We start from the raw sequence: 14443 nt of genomic DNA, 5'->3' as shown, positions 1-14443 counted from the left end.
GCAAAAATATCTGTTGCGGGAAAACCGCCCGTTCCGGGGCGCCTTGACAGGGCGGCTATACGGACGGTGCGGCCATGCAGCCGTCAAGCGGCTATGGTAGATGATCAAGGGGATGACTCTTGCCGGAGTGCGATTGATGGGACGTCTGCCTGATCCGATCGAAACCTATATTGATGCCTATAACCGCAAGGACGTCGAGGGGATGCTGATGTGCCTCGCCGGGAACGTGGTCTTTCAGAACATCTCCGGCGGCGAGGTGACGGCGGAGGCGCTGGACAAGCAGAGCTTTGCGCAGATGGCGAGGTTCGGCGCATCCGCATTCGAGACCCGGCAGCAGAAGGTTGTGAACGCGATTACCGTGGCGGGCACCACACTGGCCGAGATCGACTATACGGCGGTTGTGGCAACCGACCTGCCGAACGGATGGAAGGCTGGCCAGAAGCTCGCGTTCTCAGGCGCATCCGCCTTCCGTGTCGAAGGCGGAAAGATCATCAGCATCGTGGATGAAAGCTGAGGTCTGGTGCCTGCCCGCAACCTCTGCCCGCTCTATCACCCCGCAGCCCGGTCGAGCACTTCTTCGGCCCACTGGTTCAGGCTCTTGCCGGACAGTTCGGCGGCCTGTGCGGCCTTGCGGTGAACCTCGGGGCTGATGCGGAACATGACCTGCCCCGAATAGGATTTCTGCGGCTCCTTGCCGATCCTGGCGCAGGTTTCGATATAGTCCTCGACAGCCTCATGGAAGGCTTCGCGCAGGCCTTCCACCGTGTCAGCATGAAAGCCCACCGTATCGCGGATGCCGGCAATGCGGCCGGTCAGGATGCCGTCCTCGTCGTCATATTCGATCCGGGCAGCATAGCCCTTGTAAGTCATGGTGTTGCTCATGGCCTGACCCCGATCCGGTCCAGAAAATCGCGTGCATCGCGCACCTGGTACCGCTTTGCTTCCTTCGCGGGATGCGGGCGGTGAAACGCCGCCACCTCGCCATCCTTCTCGAACCGCACCCGTGACCCGCGCCCTTCGATCAGCCGTGCCCCTGCGGCCAGCAGCAGGCCTTCGATCGCCGCCCATTCGATGGTTCCCGGCACCGGTTCGCTAAAGACGGCGGCAAGAGTCTTGCGGTGCTTGCTGTTCATTGAGAAAAGGTAGGAGGTGCTAGCGTTAATTGCAAGCGCATTTACCCCTCTCCGCAAGATCAGCCATGAATTCCCCTGTCGTCATGCAGCCGTCACACGGCTACGGTTAGTGGGCATCTGACACTCTTGAGGAGACACCGGCGGGCGATGAGCAGCGAAGCGGGAACGGAAGAGGCCGCAGGGCCGGTGGGAACGGCCAGGGAGGTGTTCGGGGTTTTCCTGAAGCTGGGGCTCACGTCCTTCGGCGGGCCGATTGCCCATCTTGGCTATTTCCGCGATGAGTTGGTGACGCGGCGCGGCTGGCTGACGGACAGGGCCTATGCGGATCTGGTGGCGCTGTGCCAGTTTCTGCCGGGGCCTGCCTCCAGTCAGGTGGGTTTTGCGCTGGGGATGATGCGGGCCGGCTGGCTGGGGGCGCTCGCCGCCTTCACCGCCTTCACTTTGCCCTCGGCGCTGGTGCTCTTCCTCTTTGCCATGACGGCGGCGCGCATCTCCGGCCCCTTGGGCACCGGCGCGCTGCACGGGCTGAAGATCGTTGCGGTTGCCATCGTGGCGCAGGCGGTCTGGGGCATGGCGAAAAACCTCTGCCCGGACAAGGAGCGCGCGGCCATTGCCGTTGGCGCCGTCGCCATGCTCGCTCTTTTGCCCGGCGCTTTTGGCATGGTGGCGGCGATCCTGCTGGGCGCCAGCGCCGGTCTGGTGCTGGGCCGGGGGCAAGGGGCAGCTGCCGCCCCGCCTGCCCCCCTGCCCGTGACGCGGGGCGTGGCCCTTGCCGCGCTGGCCGTCTTTGCGGCGCTCCTGGTGCTGCTGCCGCTGCTGGCCGGGCAAAGCCAGAGCCTTGCGGTGATGGACAGTTTCTACCGCGCCGGGTCGCTGGTCTTCGGCGGCGGCCATGTGGTGCTGCCGCTGCTGGAAGCGGAAGTGGTGCAGCCCGGCTGGGTGACGCCGGACGCCTTCCTCGCCGGTTATGGCGCGGTGCAGGCGATGCCGGGGCCGCTTTTCACCTTTGCCGCCTATCTCGGCGCGGTGCTGGGGCCTGCGCCCAATGGCCTTGCGGGGGCGGCGCTGGCGCTTGTCTTCGTGTTTCTGCCCGGCTTCCTGCTCTTGGTGGGCGCCCTGCCCTTCTGGGACCGGTTCCGCACCCTCGCCCCGGCGCAATCGCTGATGCAGGGGGCCAATGCCGCCGTGGTGGGCATTCTAGGCGCCGCGCTCTATACGCCCGTCTTCACCAGCGCCATCGGCGGCCTGCCGGATTTCACACTTGCGCTGGCCTGTTTCGTGCTGCTCGTGGCCTTCAGGGCCCCGCCCTTCGCCGCCGTTGTGCTGGCCGCCGCAGGCGGAGCGGTGCTGGCGGTCTGGGCAAGCCCGGGCGGCGTCTGAGCCTTTTCAAGGCGTGATGCGTCAGCATCGCACGCCTTGGCATGAGAAAAAGGATAAGCCGATGCATGCAGATGATCTTCCCGTCACGGATGCCCTGATCCATGCGCTGCTGGCCCAACAGGCCCCGCAATGGGCGCATCTGCCGGTCTCCCGGGTGGCCTCCGCGGGCACGGACAATGCGCTGTACCGGGTCGGGGACGGTCTGGTGCTGCGCATTCCCCGGCGCCGGTCCGCGGTGGAACTGGTGACGAAGGAGCTTGACTGGCTGCCGCATCTCGCCCCCCTGCCCCTCACCATTCCCCGGCTGCGCACCCGCGGGCATGCCGGGCCTGAGATGGGCTGCGAATTCGGCATATTTGACTGGATGGAAGGCGAGGTTGCCACGCCGCAGAACATTGCCAGCGTGACGGACGCGGCGGTTGCGCTGGCCGGATTCCTGAAGGCGCTGCACCGCAAGCCCGTGGAGGGCGCGCCGCTGGCCGGGCCGGTGAACAAGCTGCGGGGCATCCCGCTTGCGGATATGTCCGCGCAGACCTTTCCGGCAATCGAGATGGTGCGGGACGAGGTGGATGTCACGGCGGCAGTGGCGCTGTGGGGCAGCGCGCTGGCGGTGCCTTTCGAGGGGCCGGGTGTGTGGCTGCATGGGGACCTGAAGGCTGACAACCTGCTGACCCTCAAGGGACAGCTCTCCGGCGTGATCGACTGGGGCCTTTCGGCCGTGGGCGACCCGGCAGCCGATTATGCCACCGCCTGGTCCTGGGTGGATCCTGCCGCGCGCGATGCCTTCCGCCAGACGCTGGAGCTGGACGAGGGCGCCTGGCTGCGCGGCAAGGCCTGGGCGCTTTATGGCGCCGTCATTGCCCTCAGCTATTACCGGGGCGGCCGGAACGAGCCGCTGTGCCGCCAATGCCGCCTCACCCTGTCCCGCCTCGGGCTGCTGCTCTGATCCAGCGTTGCGCATCACGCCTTGAAGAGGCTCCGGCGCTGCGGGCTTTGGCCTACACCCAGCCCAGCAGCCGCCACCACAGATAGTCGAGCGGCAGAAGCAGCAGCAGGGTGATGGCGGTCAGCGGCAGAAGCAGCCGGGTGAGATGGGTCAGCCGCTCGCCCGACATCTGCATGGCGATGATCAGCGGCGCCACCTGATAGGGCAGCAGCACGGTGGAGAAGCCGGGCACCTGCGTCATCAGCACCGCATCGAGGCTGAAGCCGCTGGCCGTTGCAAGGTCCTGCGCCATGGGCGTCAGCACCGCCGGAGCGCTGGGAACCGTGGCCACAAGACTGGTGCCGAAGCTCATCAGCGTCAGCGACAGGAAGTTGACGAGGCCCTGTGCCCCTGTTTCCGCCGGTGCCAGAGGCAGCACCGCCTGCAGCCCCTGCCCGATCAGCGTGCCGAGGCCCGACTGGTTGACCAGCGTGCCCACGGCCAGCGCGCCTGCCACAAACAGCAGCGTGCCGAAATCGGCGGAGGTCTTGAAGGACTGCGGCGGCACGATGCCGATGCCCGGCAGCATCAGAATGATGGCTGCCGCCAGGCCGATCCAGGCCGGGTTGATGCCGTGCAGGCTGTCCGTCGCCCAGAAGCCAAGCGTCATCATCAGAATGATCGAGGTTTTCAGCCGCGCGGTGGCGGCATTTCCGGCCTTAGGCTTCTGCGGGGCGGCATCGGGCATCTGGCCGCGGGCGCGGCTGATCCTTGCGGGGAAGAACCGCAGCACCAGAAACACGATCAGCGCAGATTTGACGATGCCCAGCACCGGATAATGCAGCAGCAGATAATCGACATAGCTGAAATGCGTGCCGTAGATGGTTTCGGCCGCGCCGGACAGCACCATGTTGGGAATGTTGGACGGCAGGATGGCAAAGCTCGGCATGTTGCAGCCAATGGCCAGCACCACGGCAATGCCGATGCGGCCATTGGAGCCCGGCTCAAAGCCGCAGCGGGTGGCCAGCGCCATCCCCGCTGGAATGAGCGCCACGGCGCGGCCGACGGAGGACGGCATCAGGAAACCGAGGAACATGGCGATCAGCATCAACCCGCCGATGAGGCGCAGATAGCTGCCGGTCAGCATCGGCGCGAGGGCGGCGGCCAGCTTGTCGCCCAGTCCCGACAGGCTGATGGCACTGCCGATGACGAAGCCGGAAACGATCAGCCAGATGGCCGCCGAGGAAAAGCCGGAGAACACCAGCGGCGCGGGGGCGAGTTTCAGGATCAGCGCCGCGGCGAAGAAGATCAGCGCCGCCAGATAGTTGGGCACGAGGCTCGTCGCCCAGAGCCCGAGCGTGAGGAGAATGATGGCCAGCGTCTGCCCCTGAACCGGGCTCAAGGGCGCGGGCGGAAACAGGGCAATCAGCAGCGAAACGGCGATGAGGCCAAAGGCGAGCGCCTTGCGCAGGGGAATGGGGCTGGTCACGGCGGAACATCCTGGTCTGGTGCGGGGACGCCAAACTAGCTTCTGCGGCCGCAATGCGTTAGACCATCATCATGCCAATTGATGTCGCTGACACGCCAAATGCCGCCCCCTCCCCCACGGCCTTCGTGATCGACCCGGAGCGGCCGGTGCTGGCCCGCAGCGAAAGGCTGGCGCCCGGCTGGGCCGTTGCCCCGCACAGCCACCCCCGCAGCCAGCTTTTGTGGGCGGTGCGGGGCGTGCTGCGCGTGTTCAGCGCGGACGGGGTGTGGATCGTGCCGCCGTCGCACACGGTCTGGATCCCCGGCGGCGTGCCGCATCACACCGTCTCGGAAACGGAAGTGGAGATCCGCAATCTCTATGTGGACCCCAGCGCGCTTGAGGGCCGCCCTGCCCTCTCGGGCAGCGCCTGCAGCGTGCGGCTGATGACGGGGCTGATGCGCGAGATCATCCTGCGGCTGTGCAGCATGGCGGGCAACGAGATGGGCAACGAGGCGGCAGGAAACGAGGCGGCTGGCCGCTCCAGTCATCACCGGTATCTTTGCGCCCTTGCGCTGGATGAGATCACGGTGCTGGCCGAAGCCCCCCTGCATCTGCCCGGCGGCCATGATCCGCGCCTGCTGCGGGTGACGCGGCATCTGGTGGCGAATCCGGGGGATGGCCGGTCTCTGGCAGAGCTGGGCACCATGGCGGGGGCCAGCATCCGCACGCTGGAGCGCCTGTTCCATGGGGAAACCGGCCTCACCTTCCGGCAATGGCGCAGCCGGTTACGGCTGCTTTCGGCGCTGGAACTGCTCAACCATGGCCACAGCAGCACGGAAATCGCCCACCGGCTGGGCTATGGCAGCGCCAGCGCCTTCTCCGCCGCCTTCCGCAGCTACTTCGGCACCCCGCCCCAGAGCTTTCTGGCAAGGGGCGGGTCACCGGCGGAGGGGGTGGACGGGGGAGCAAGGGACCGGGAAAGGTGAGAACCGGCATGATGGCAGGGTGCCTCCGCCCCTCCCCCTCGTGGGGAGGGGTAAGGGGTGGGGGGCTCTGAGCCTGCAACTATATGAAAAATATCTATTTTTCTGATGATACATCAAGAGAAGCGATCTTCCGGAAGCAATGGGTGCTCTGCCAGACGGAAAGGCCATTCCCCCCACCCCTCACCCCTCCCCACGAGGGGGAGGGGGGCTGAAAGGCCGTGCCGGAGTAGCCAGACTTCAGGCTTTCCCCAAGCCGTCTCTGACTTCAAACACGATGTGCGCATGCCCAAGCCGGGTGGACCGGGAGTAAGGGGCCGACGCTGGACCGCAGTGATGCATTTGCCCTGTGGCAGGGTGCCTCCGCCCCCCTCCCCCTCGTGGGGAGGGGTAAGGGGTGGGGGGCTTTGAGGTTGCAACTATATGAAAAATATCTATTTTCCTGAAGATACATCAAGAGAAGCGATCGTCCGGAAGCAATGGATTCTCTGCCAGCCGGAAAGGTCATTCCCCCCACCCCTCACCCCTCCCCACGAGGGGGAGGGGGGCGGGAAGGCCGTGCCGGAGTAGCCAGATCACAGGCTTTTCCCAAGCCGGGTGGACGGGGTCAAAGAAGCGGCCTTGAGCCGGTGCCCTACCTCATGCGCCCGCTCAGGGTGGCTGTTGCGGTGGCTTCACGGCCTGCCTGCCTTGCCTGGTCTGCGGCGGCGGCAAAGTCATAGGGGATGGCGTGGAAGGTGGCTGCCCAGCCGCCCGCCATGCGCTCCACCATGGCGTAGCGGGCATGCGGGGTGCCGGCTTCCATCACATGCAGCACGGGGGTGTCATCCTCATAGGCGGGCATGCCCACACTGCCGGGATTGACGATCAGCACCCCCTCCACCCAGGCAAGGCGCGGAATGTGGGTGTGGCCGCAGAGCACGACGCGGGCGCCGCCAATGCCGGCAATGCGGCTGGCGATGGCTCCTTGCGTGTCCAGCACCGGAAAGCCCCGGCTGATATCTTCTAGCAGATAGTCAAGGTCACCGCCCGCCGGGCTGCCATGGCAGGCGAAGACCTCGCCATCGGCAAGCGTCAGCGTCTGCGGCAGGCTGGCGATCCAGTCCATGTGCGCCTGCGTGATCCGGGCTCCGGCGAAACTGTCGGAGAACCCCGTTCCGCCCTCCAGCAGCTGGCGCTCGTGGTTGCCCGCAAGGGTCATGGCCGCAAGGCGCATCTGGCGCTCGGCACTGCCGTGGGGATCATAAGGGCCGGAGACAAGATCGCCGAGATTGACGATCGCGTCCGGCTGCTGCCGGGCGATGTGGTCCAGCACCGCATCGAGGGCAATCAGGTTGCCATGAACATCGGAAATGACGGCAATGCGCATGCGGGCCTCCATGTGGCGGAGCGGGGCGGACTATGTGGCGGCGGCCCTCAGAACACGCGGATCTCGTCGTCCGCGCTGCTGGCATAGGTGGCAGAGGAGGCGGCTTTCTTGCGGGGGACGAGGGTGACCCTCAGATCATCCGGCAGGGAGGCGGTGATGATGTCGCCGATGCGGCCGATGCTGAGCAGGGACAAGCCCGCCTGCGGGTCCAGCTCATAGGAGAGGTTCACCTCCTGCCCGGTGGAAGGCTCGCCCCGGGCGAGCGGGCCGGTGAGATAAAGATGCAGGAGGCCGAGGCGCATCAGCCGCTCCTTCTGGGCGCGCAGGATGTGGATGACCTCCGTCGCCGAAGGCTCGCGCCGGTTCAGCCCGTCCATGTAGCTGGTGAGCAGCTCGTTGAGAAGGTCCTGCACCTTCAACCCCCGCTGCGCCGCGACGGCCTTGAACCTGTTCCTCAGGCTCACCGGCACGCGGGCGGAGAGAAAGGCGGTCTTTTCAGGTCCGTCGGTCATGCGGGGCAACCCATGAGCTCAGGGCGCGGCGGCACCCCGTCTTGAGAAGGCTTAGGCACTGAAGAAACTGGAGAAAACCAGCCTGTGCACAAACGCACAGTAGGCCCCTCCCCTGCCCGCTGTCCAGAGGAGAGACGGTGTGTGGTGGTGGATTTGCGCAAGCGCTTGAGCCGCTCGCGAGAGGGCAGGCCCTTCCAGATGTGGCATGAGGTGCCTCTAACAAGAATTGTTGGATCTTGTTATGCGTGGTAAAATGGCTGCAAAGGAAGGCTACACCCATGCGCACCCTGACCGTATCCCTCACCCCGCACCAGGCTGCGATGATGCAGGCGGCCGTTGACAGCGGCGGCTATGCTTCAAACAGCGAAATCGTCCGCGAGGCCCTGCGGTTGTGGGAGCAGCGGGAAGAGGTTCGCCAGCTGGAGCTGGCCCGCCTGAAACAGGCCTATGATGAAGGCATGGCGAGTGGTGAAGGCCGCCAGCTGGATGCCGGCGGGCTTCTGAACGAACTGAGAGCAGAAGCGCGCAAGCGTGGCTAGGGCGGTTTTCAGTCCCCCTTCCCCTTGAGCTACTGCATGCACACGTCGTGCAGAAAGACGTTCAGGGCTTTTGCAACAGGTGATAGCCGTTGTTTCAACGGCGGGGCCTATCTGTCCCCCTCCCCCTTGAGGGGAGGGGTGAGGGGTGGGGGTAACAGACTGAAAACACGGGGTATTTTCATTGAAAATGCGCTGGATAGAGACGAGTGCCAGTCAAGCTGCGCTCCTGCGTGAAGACCCCCACCCCTACCCCCTCCCCTCAAGGGGGAGGGGAAACGAGAAGCCTCAGCCAAAGCGGTAAGTCTCTGAAACGGCTCGTCTTTTCCGGCATCAAAGCAACATCTGCGTGCCTGCCCGCAGGCTCAGCGCACCAGGGCCACCGGGTGGCCGGAGGTGGTGGCGGGCAGGACGTCCATGTCGACGTTGTAGATGCGCCGCAGCGCGTCGCTGGTCATGATGTCCGCCGGGCTGCCTTCAAGGATCTTCTGCCCGGAGTGCAGCGCCACGATGTGATCGCAGAAGCGGGCGGCCATGTTGATGTCATGCAGCACGGTGATGGCCGTCAGCCCCTTGTCGCGCACCAGATCGCGGATCAGGCCCAGCACTTCCAGCTGGTGGCCGATGTCGAGGGCGGAGATCGGCTCGTCCAGCAGCAGGCAGTCCGCATCCTGCGCCACCATCATGGCGAGCCACGCGCGCTGACGCTCGCCGCCGGACAGCGTGTCCACCAGCCGGCCGGCGAAAGGCTCCATGCCGGTGCGGGCCAGCGCCTCCTCCACCTTGGCCTTGTCGGCGGCGCCAAAGCGGCCCAGGGCGCCATGCCAGGGATAGCGGCCAAGGGCCACCAGCTCGCGCACCAGCATGCCGGGGGCCACGGGCGTGTGCTGCGGCAGATAGGCGAGCTTGCGGGCAAAGGCGCGGGCGTTCCAGCGGCTCAAGGCCTCGCCCTGAAAGCGGATGGTGCCGCCGGCAGCCTCCTGCTGGCGGCCGAGCAGCTTCAGCAGCGTGGATTTGCCCGAGCCGTTGTGGCCGATGAGCGCGATGGATTTGCCCGCCGGCAGGTCCAGATCCAGCGGCTGCAGCAGCACCTTGTCCCCAAGGCGGAAGCTGACCTTTTCCAGAGAAAAGGCGAGGGCCAGCGAAAGATCGAAGGACGGCGCGGCGTCAGCCCGGAGGGCGCTGGCGGACATGGACATGAAACCCGGATTCCGTTACTGGTCAAACTGGAGTTATGTTTTCATGTTTCGCGGATCGGGGCGGAAAGGTCAAGCGGCGGCGCCTGCTGCTGCGCTCCACCCGCCTGCCATCACGCTGTCTGATACTGGTTTGTCCCATGAAAAGAACGGCTACGAGGCTTTGCAGCCGGCGCAGCGTCCTGGCGGGCGCTGCGTGGCTTCTGGCTGCCCGTCCGCTCCATGCCCTTGCGGCGGCGGCAGTGCCGCGCGTGGCTTGCGTGGACTGGGCCATGCTGGAAACCGCCATGGCACTGGGGGTGACGCCTGTGGCGGCAACGGAGCTGCTGCAGTTCCGCAGATCGGCCGTGGAGCCGGTGATCCCGGAGAAGGTGGCGGACCTTGGCCTGCGCGGTGCGCCCAATCTTGAGCTGCTGTATCTGCAAAGGCCGGAGCTGATCCTCTCCTCCCCCTTCTATGCCAGCCAGCAGGCGGCGCTGGAGGCCATTGCGCCGGTGCTGCCGCTGCCGTTCTATCTGCCGGGCGAGCCGCCTTTCGCAAAGGCGCTGGCGGCGGTGGAGCAAGTGGCCGCCCGGCTGGGCGTGCCGGACCAGGGGCGTGCGGTGCTGGCGGAGGCTGATGCCCGGCTTGAGGGGTACCGGCAGCGTCTTGCCCGCTTTGCAGACCGCCCGTTCCATCTCATCAACATCGGCGATGCGCGCCACTTCCGGGCCTTCGGGGCGGACAGCATGTTCGGCGATGTGCTGCAACGCCTCGGCCTTGAGAACGCCTGGACGGACCAGTCCCGTTTCAGCTTTGCCGCGCCCGTGCCGCTGGAAATGCTGGCGGCCCGTCCGCAGGCGCGCATCGTCATCGTCTCGGAAGTGCCGGTCGAGGCGCGCGGCGGCTTTGAGGGCAGCATGATCTGGAAGATGCTGGAACCGGTGCGCGAGGACCGGGTAATCCGGCTGGCGAACATCAACCCTTATGGCGGCATCACCGCAGGCCTGCGCTTTGCCCGGCTGCTGACGCAGGCTCTTGAAGCGGGGGGAGAGCCAGCATGAGCGCGATGCATGTCCCCTCCCCTTCTCCGGCAAGCACCCTCCGCCGCCCTGCCCTGCCCGGCCTTTTGCTCTGGCTGGGGCTCGCGGCTGCGGCCTGTCTGTTCTTCGCCACGGGCACGCTCTCGCGCCTGCCGCTGGCCGGGTGGCCCGATCCCTTCAGCGCCCCGCAATCCATGAGCATGGATCAGCTGATCTTCGTTCATGCGCTGCTGCCGCGTGCGGCTGTGGCCCTGCTGGCCGGGGCGGCGCTGGGGCTGGCGGGGGCTCTGCTGCAAGCCGTCCTGCGCAACCCCATCGCGGATGCCTCCACCCTCGGCATTGCCGCCGGGGCGCAGTTGGCCATTGTCGCGGCAACGCTGCTGTTTCCCGCTTTTCTCGATGGCAACCGTCAGCTGACCGCCTTCCTCGGGGCGGGTCTAGCGGCTGCAATGGTCTTCGGGCTCGGCGCGCGCCAGCGGTTCGAGCCGGTGACCATGGTGGTGGCAGGCATGCTGATCGCCATCCTGTGCAGCGGGCTTGCGGCGGCGCTCACCCTGTCGCGGGGCGAATATCTGATGTCGCTGGCCATCTGGAACGGCGGCTCGCTCAGCCAGCAGGACTGGAGCCCTGCCCTCTGGCTGGCGGGGCAGCTTGCCCTTTATGGCGCGCTGGCCACGCTGGCCATCCGTCCGCTGGGGATGCTGGATCTGGGGGATACGTCCGCCCGGTCGCTCGGCGTCAATCTGGGCCTTGTCCGCCTGCTGGTGGCGCTGATTGCGGTTGGCCTGTCGGCCATGGTGGCGGCGGCGGTGGGTCTCGTCGGCTTTGTCGGGCTTGCGGCCCCTGCCCTCGTCCGCGCTGCCGGCGTCCGCCGCCGTGCTGCCGTGCTGGCGGCCTCGCCGCTGATGGGCGCGCTGCTGCTGTGGCTGTGCGACGGCATGGTGCAGACGCTGGCGGTGACGGGCGGCGACACGTTCCCCACGGGCTCGGTTGTGGCCCTGCTCGGCGGGCCGCTGATCCTGTTTCTGCTGGTCCGCATGCGCCACACCAGCCTTGCCAGCGGCATGACGGCCGGTCACGCACCTGCGGCCAGCACCCTTCGCTCTCCTTTGGCCTTCCTGCTGGTCTGCGGCGGGCTGATCGCCTTTGCGGTCCTGTCCCTGTTCCTTGCCAGAACGGGTCAAAACTGGACGGGGCCAAACTGGACCGGACAAGCCTGGATCTGGCTCGATCCCGCCAGTTTTGCCGAACTCCTCCCCTTCCGCCTGCCGCGCATGACGGCGGCTGCGGCGGCGGGCGGGCTGCTGGCGCTGAGCGGGGCGATCCTGCAACGGATGACGGGCAATCCCATGGCAAGTCCGGAGGTGCTGGGCGTCAGCGGCGGTGCGGGCACCGGCTATGCGCTGTCGCTCCTGCTGCTGCCTGCGGCGGGGCCTTGGCAGCTTCTGGGCGGGTCTCTGGCCGGGGCAATGGCAGCCTTGCTGATGGTGCTGGCCTTTGCCCTGCGGCGCAATCTGGCGCCGGAGCGCCTGCTGCTGGCCGGAATTGCCGTCAGCGCCTTCTGTTCGGCGCTGCTGGCCGCCCTTGTTGCCACGGGAAACCCCAAGGCCTGGCAGATCCTCGCCTGGCTCGGCGGCACGGCGGCTTCCGCCACGCCGGAAACGGCGGCGGCGCTCATCCTGTGCCTCGGGCTTGCCCTCGGTGCCAGCCTGCTGGCCTCGCGCTGGCTCACCATCCTGCCGCTCGGGCAGGCGGTGCCCCTGTCGCTGGGCCTTTCGCTGCGCGCCTGCCGGGGCGTGCTGATCCTTGTGGCGGCGCTGGCAACGGCGGCGGCCTCGCTGCTGGTGGGGCCGTTGAGTTTTGCCGGGCTCATCGCCCCGCAGATCGTCAGCCGGGCGGGCATCCGCCGCACGCCCGGCTTTCTCGCCGGATCGGCTCTGCTGGGCGCTGCGCTCATGGCCATGGCCGATTTTGGCGCCCGCACTGCTGCCTTTCCCTATGAACTGCCGTTAGGGCTGTTTGCATCCATGGCCGGAACCCCGTATCTGATCTGGCTGATGGCCCGAAAGACATGAGACGCCCGATGGCCCTGCCCTTCCCCCGCCTGTCCTTTCACGGCGTCTTCCCTTCCTGAAGAGCTTCCATGACCAAGACCGAGCTGATCCGGCGCTTTGCCGCCTATTACAAGCCGCACAAGGGCCTTTTCGCGCTGGATTTCGGCAGCGCCGTTGCTTCCGGAATGCTGGAGCTGGCCTTCCCGCTGGCCGTGACGCTGTTCATCGATCAGCTGCTGCCGACAGGCCAGCTCGGCCTCATCGCGCTGGCGGTTCTGGGGCTGATGGCGATCTATTTCTTCAACGCGGGGCTTCAGGTCATCGTCACCTACTGGGGCCACATGCTGGGCATCGCCATCGAGACGGAGATGCGGCGCAAGGCCTTTGATCACCTGCAGAAACTCTCCTTCGGCTATTTCGACAATCAGAAGACCGGCCATCTCGTCGCCCGGCTGACCAAGGATCTGGAGGAAATCGGTGAGGTGGCGCACCATGGCCCGGAAGACTTGTTCATCGCCCTGATGACGCTGATCGGCGCCTTCTTCCTGATGCTGCATGTGCACACCGAACTGGCGCTGATCACCGGCGTTGTCGTGCCGGTCACCGCCTGGGTGACGACCCACTACGGCAGCCGCATGACCTCCACCTGGCACGCGCTCTATGGCCGGGTGGCGGATTTCAACGCCCGGATCGAGGAGAATGTCGGCGGCATCCGCGTGGTGCAGGCCTTTGCCAATGAGGACCACGAGCGCGCCCTCTTTGCCGACAGCAACATCCGCTACCGCGACACGAAGCTGGCCGCCTACAAGGTGATGGCCGCCTCCATGTCGCTGTCCTACCTGTCCATGCGCTTCGTGCAGGTGGTGGTGATGCTGGCGGGCTCCTGGTACGTGGTGCGCGGGGATCTGAGCGCGGGCGGCTTTGTCGGCTTCCTGCTGCTGGTCAACGTGTTCTTCCGTCCGGTGGACAAGATCAACTCCGTCATTGAGACCTATCCGAAGGGCATCGCCGGCTTTCAGCGCTATCTCTCCTTCCTGGCGGTGAAGCCGGACATTGCCGACCGCCCCGGCGCCCGCGCCGTGGGGCGGCTGGACGGGGACATCAGCTACACGGATGTGCGTTTTGGTTACAAGGCGGATGCGCCGTTGCTCAACGGGGTGTCCTTCTCGATCAGGGCCGGTGAAACGGTGGCCTTTGTCGGCTCGTCCGGCGCCGGCAAGACGACCATCTGCTCCCTGCTGCCGCGCTTTTATGACGTGACCGGCGGTGCCATTTCCATCGACGGCACCGATATCCGCGATCTGACGCTGAAGTCCCTGCGCTCCAACATCGGCATCGTGCAGCAGGATGTGTTCCTCTTTGCCGGAACCATCCGCGAGAACATCGCCTATGGCCGCCTTGGCGCCAGCGAAGCGGATATCCGCGAGGCGGTGCGCCGGGCAAGGCTGGACGAGCTGGTGGAAAGCCTGCCCGATGGCCTTGATACGGTGATCGGCGAGCGCGGGGTGAAACTGTCCGGCGGGCAGAAGCAACGGCTCGCCATTGCCCGGATCTTCCTCAAGAACCCGCCCATCCTCATCCTCGACGAGGCGACCTCCGCCCTCGACACGGAGACGGAAAAGGCGATCCAGCAGTCGCTGGCCGAGCTGTCCACCGGCCGCACCACGCTGATCATCGCCCACCGGCTGGCCACCATCGCAGGCGCAGACCGGGTGTTCGTGGTGGAACAGGGCCGCATTGTCGAGGAAGGCAGCGAAGCCGAGCTGCTGGCCCGCGAAGGCAGCCGCTACGCCCAGCTGCGTCTGGCGCAGTGAAATCCACAGAATCTTGACTTTTATATTCAGCTTTTATAAGGAGAAGGCTGT

The 14443-nt window shown here is 66.3% G+C and carries 14 protein-coding genes; 8 read left to right on the top strand and 6 right to left on the bottom strand.

The genetic code is table 11. From position 1 onward, the window contains the following. Positions 1-136: 136 nt before the first annotated feature. Complete coding sequence (locus ACVNHC_RS19425) at positions 137-514, top strand: nuclear transport factor 2 family protein (RefSeq protein ID WP_186392289.1); 378 nt, start codon at positions 137-139, stop codon at positions 512-514. Positions 515-549: 35 nt separating this feature from the next. On the opposite strand, the gene ACVNHC_RS19420 is transcribed toward ACVNHC_RS19425, so the two are convergent. After that, positions 550-882: a type II toxin-antitoxin system HicB family antitoxin gene (locus ACVNHC_RS19420; protein ID WP_019965475.1), complete on the bottom strand. Its 333-nt coding sequence runs from the start codon at positions 880-882 to the stop codon at positions 550-552. Next, positions 879-1133, bottom strand: coding sequence for a type II toxin-antitoxin system HicA family toxin (locus tag ACVNHC_RS19415; protein WP_050473697.1), 255 nt, complete (start codon positions 1131-1133; stop codon positions 879-881). Before ACVNHC_RS19415 ends, ACVNHC_RS19420 begins: the two co-directional genes overlap by 4 nt. A gap of 147 nt (positions 1134-1280) precedes the next feature. Here ACVNHC_RS19415 and chrA point away from each other — a divergent pair, with 147 nt between their 5' ends. Both chrA and ACVNHC_RS19405 read left to right on the top strand, forming a co-directional pair. Further along, positions 1281-2513, top strand: coding sequence for a chromate efflux transporter (gene chrA / locus ACVNHC_RS19410; protein ID WP_457168842.1), 1233 nt, complete (start codon positions 1281-1283; stop codon positions 2511-2513). A gap of 61 nt (positions 2514-2574) precedes the next feature. Next, positions 2575-3459 carry an aminoglycoside phosphotransferase family protein gene (locus ACVNHC_RS19405; RefSeq protein WP_457168840.1) on the top strand — a complete coding sequence of 295 codons (885 nt, stop codon included), beginning with the start codon at positions 2575-2577 and terminating at the stop codon, positions 3457-3459. 52 nt (positions 3460-3511) lie between these two features. Here the strand turns inward: ACVNHC_RS19405 and ACVNHC_RS19400 are convergent, their stop codons facing one another. Further along, on the bottom strand, positions 3512-4927 hold the full coding sequence (locus ACVNHC_RS19400; protein WP_457168838.1) for an SLC13 family permease: 1416 nt from the start codon (positions 4925-4927) through the stop codon (positions 3512-3514). Positions 4928-4998: 71 nt separating this feature from the next. Here ACVNHC_RS19400 and ACVNHC_RS19395 point away from each other — a divergent pair, with 71 nt between their 5' ends. Next, positions 4999-5892, top strand: coding sequence for an AraC family transcriptional regulator (locus tag ACVNHC_RS19395; RefSeq protein WP_457168836.1), 894 nt, complete (start codon positions 4999-5001; stop codon positions 5890-5892). A gap of 631 nt (positions 5893-6523) precedes the next feature. On the opposite strand, the gene ACVNHC_RS19390 is transcribed toward ACVNHC_RS19395, so the two are convergent. Next, positions 6524-7258 carry a metallophosphoesterase family protein gene (locus tag ACVNHC_RS19390; RefSeq protein WP_457168834.1) on the bottom strand — a complete coding sequence of 245 codons (735 nt, stop codon included), beginning with the start codon at positions 7256-7258 and terminating at the stop codon, positions 6524-6526. A 47-nt stretch (positions 7259-7305) separates the two neighbouring features. After that, positions 7306-7770: a nucleotidyltransferase domain-containing protein gene (locus ACVNHC_RS19385; protein ID WP_374631286.1), complete on the bottom strand. Its 465-nt coding sequence runs from the start codon at positions 7768-7770 to the stop codon at positions 7306-7308. Between the two features lie 278 nt (positions 7771-8048). Between ACVNHC_RS19385 and ACVNHC_RS19380 the strand changes: the two genes are divergently transcribed. Next, a complete protein-coding gene (locus ACVNHC_RS19380; RefSeq protein WP_019965468.1) occupies positions 8049-8309 on the top strand; it encodes a type II toxin-antitoxin system ParD family antitoxin in 261 nt (86 codons plus the stop codon). Positions 8310-8671: 362 nt separating this feature from the next. Here ACVNHC_RS19380 and ACVNHC_RS19375 read toward each other — a convergent pair whose 3' ends face one another. Continuing rightward, positions 8672-9505, bottom strand: coding sequence for an ATP-binding cassette domain-containing protein (locus ACVNHC_RS19375; protein ID WP_457168831.1), 834 nt, complete (start codon positions 9503-9505; stop codon positions 8672-8674). A 137-nt stretch (positions 9506-9642) separates the two neighbouring features. Here ACVNHC_RS19375 and ACVNHC_RS19370 point away from each other — a divergent pair, with 137 nt between their 5' ends. From ACVNHC_RS19370 to ACVNHC_RS19360, 3 genes are all read left to right on the top strand, one after another. Then, entirely contained in the window at positions 9643-10545 is a 903-nt protein-coding gene (locus tag ACVNHC_RS19370) for an iron-siderophore ABC transporter substrate-binding protein (RefSeq protein WP_457168829.1), read from the top strand. A gap of 5 nt (positions 10546-10550) precedes the next feature. After that, entirely contained in the window at positions 10551-12599 is a 2049-nt protein-coding gene (gene fhuB, locus ACVNHC_RS19365) for a Fe(3+)-hydroxamate ABC transporter permease FhuB (RefSeq protein ID WP_457168996.1), read from the top strand. A 68-nt stretch (positions 12600-12667) separates the two neighbouring features. Further along, on the top strand, positions 12668-14392 hold the full coding sequence (locus tag ACVNHC_RS19360) for an ABC transporter ATP-binding protein (protein ID WP_457168827.1): 1725 nt from the start codon (positions 12668-12670) through the stop codon (positions 14390-14392). Positions 14393-14443: the final 51 nt, after the last annotated feature.

This window comes from Pannonibacter sp. Q-1 (genome assembly GCF_054073275.1).
The sequence above is the reverse complement of the archived record's forward strand: the minus strand, read 5'-3'. Positions and strand labels throughout refer to the sequence as shown.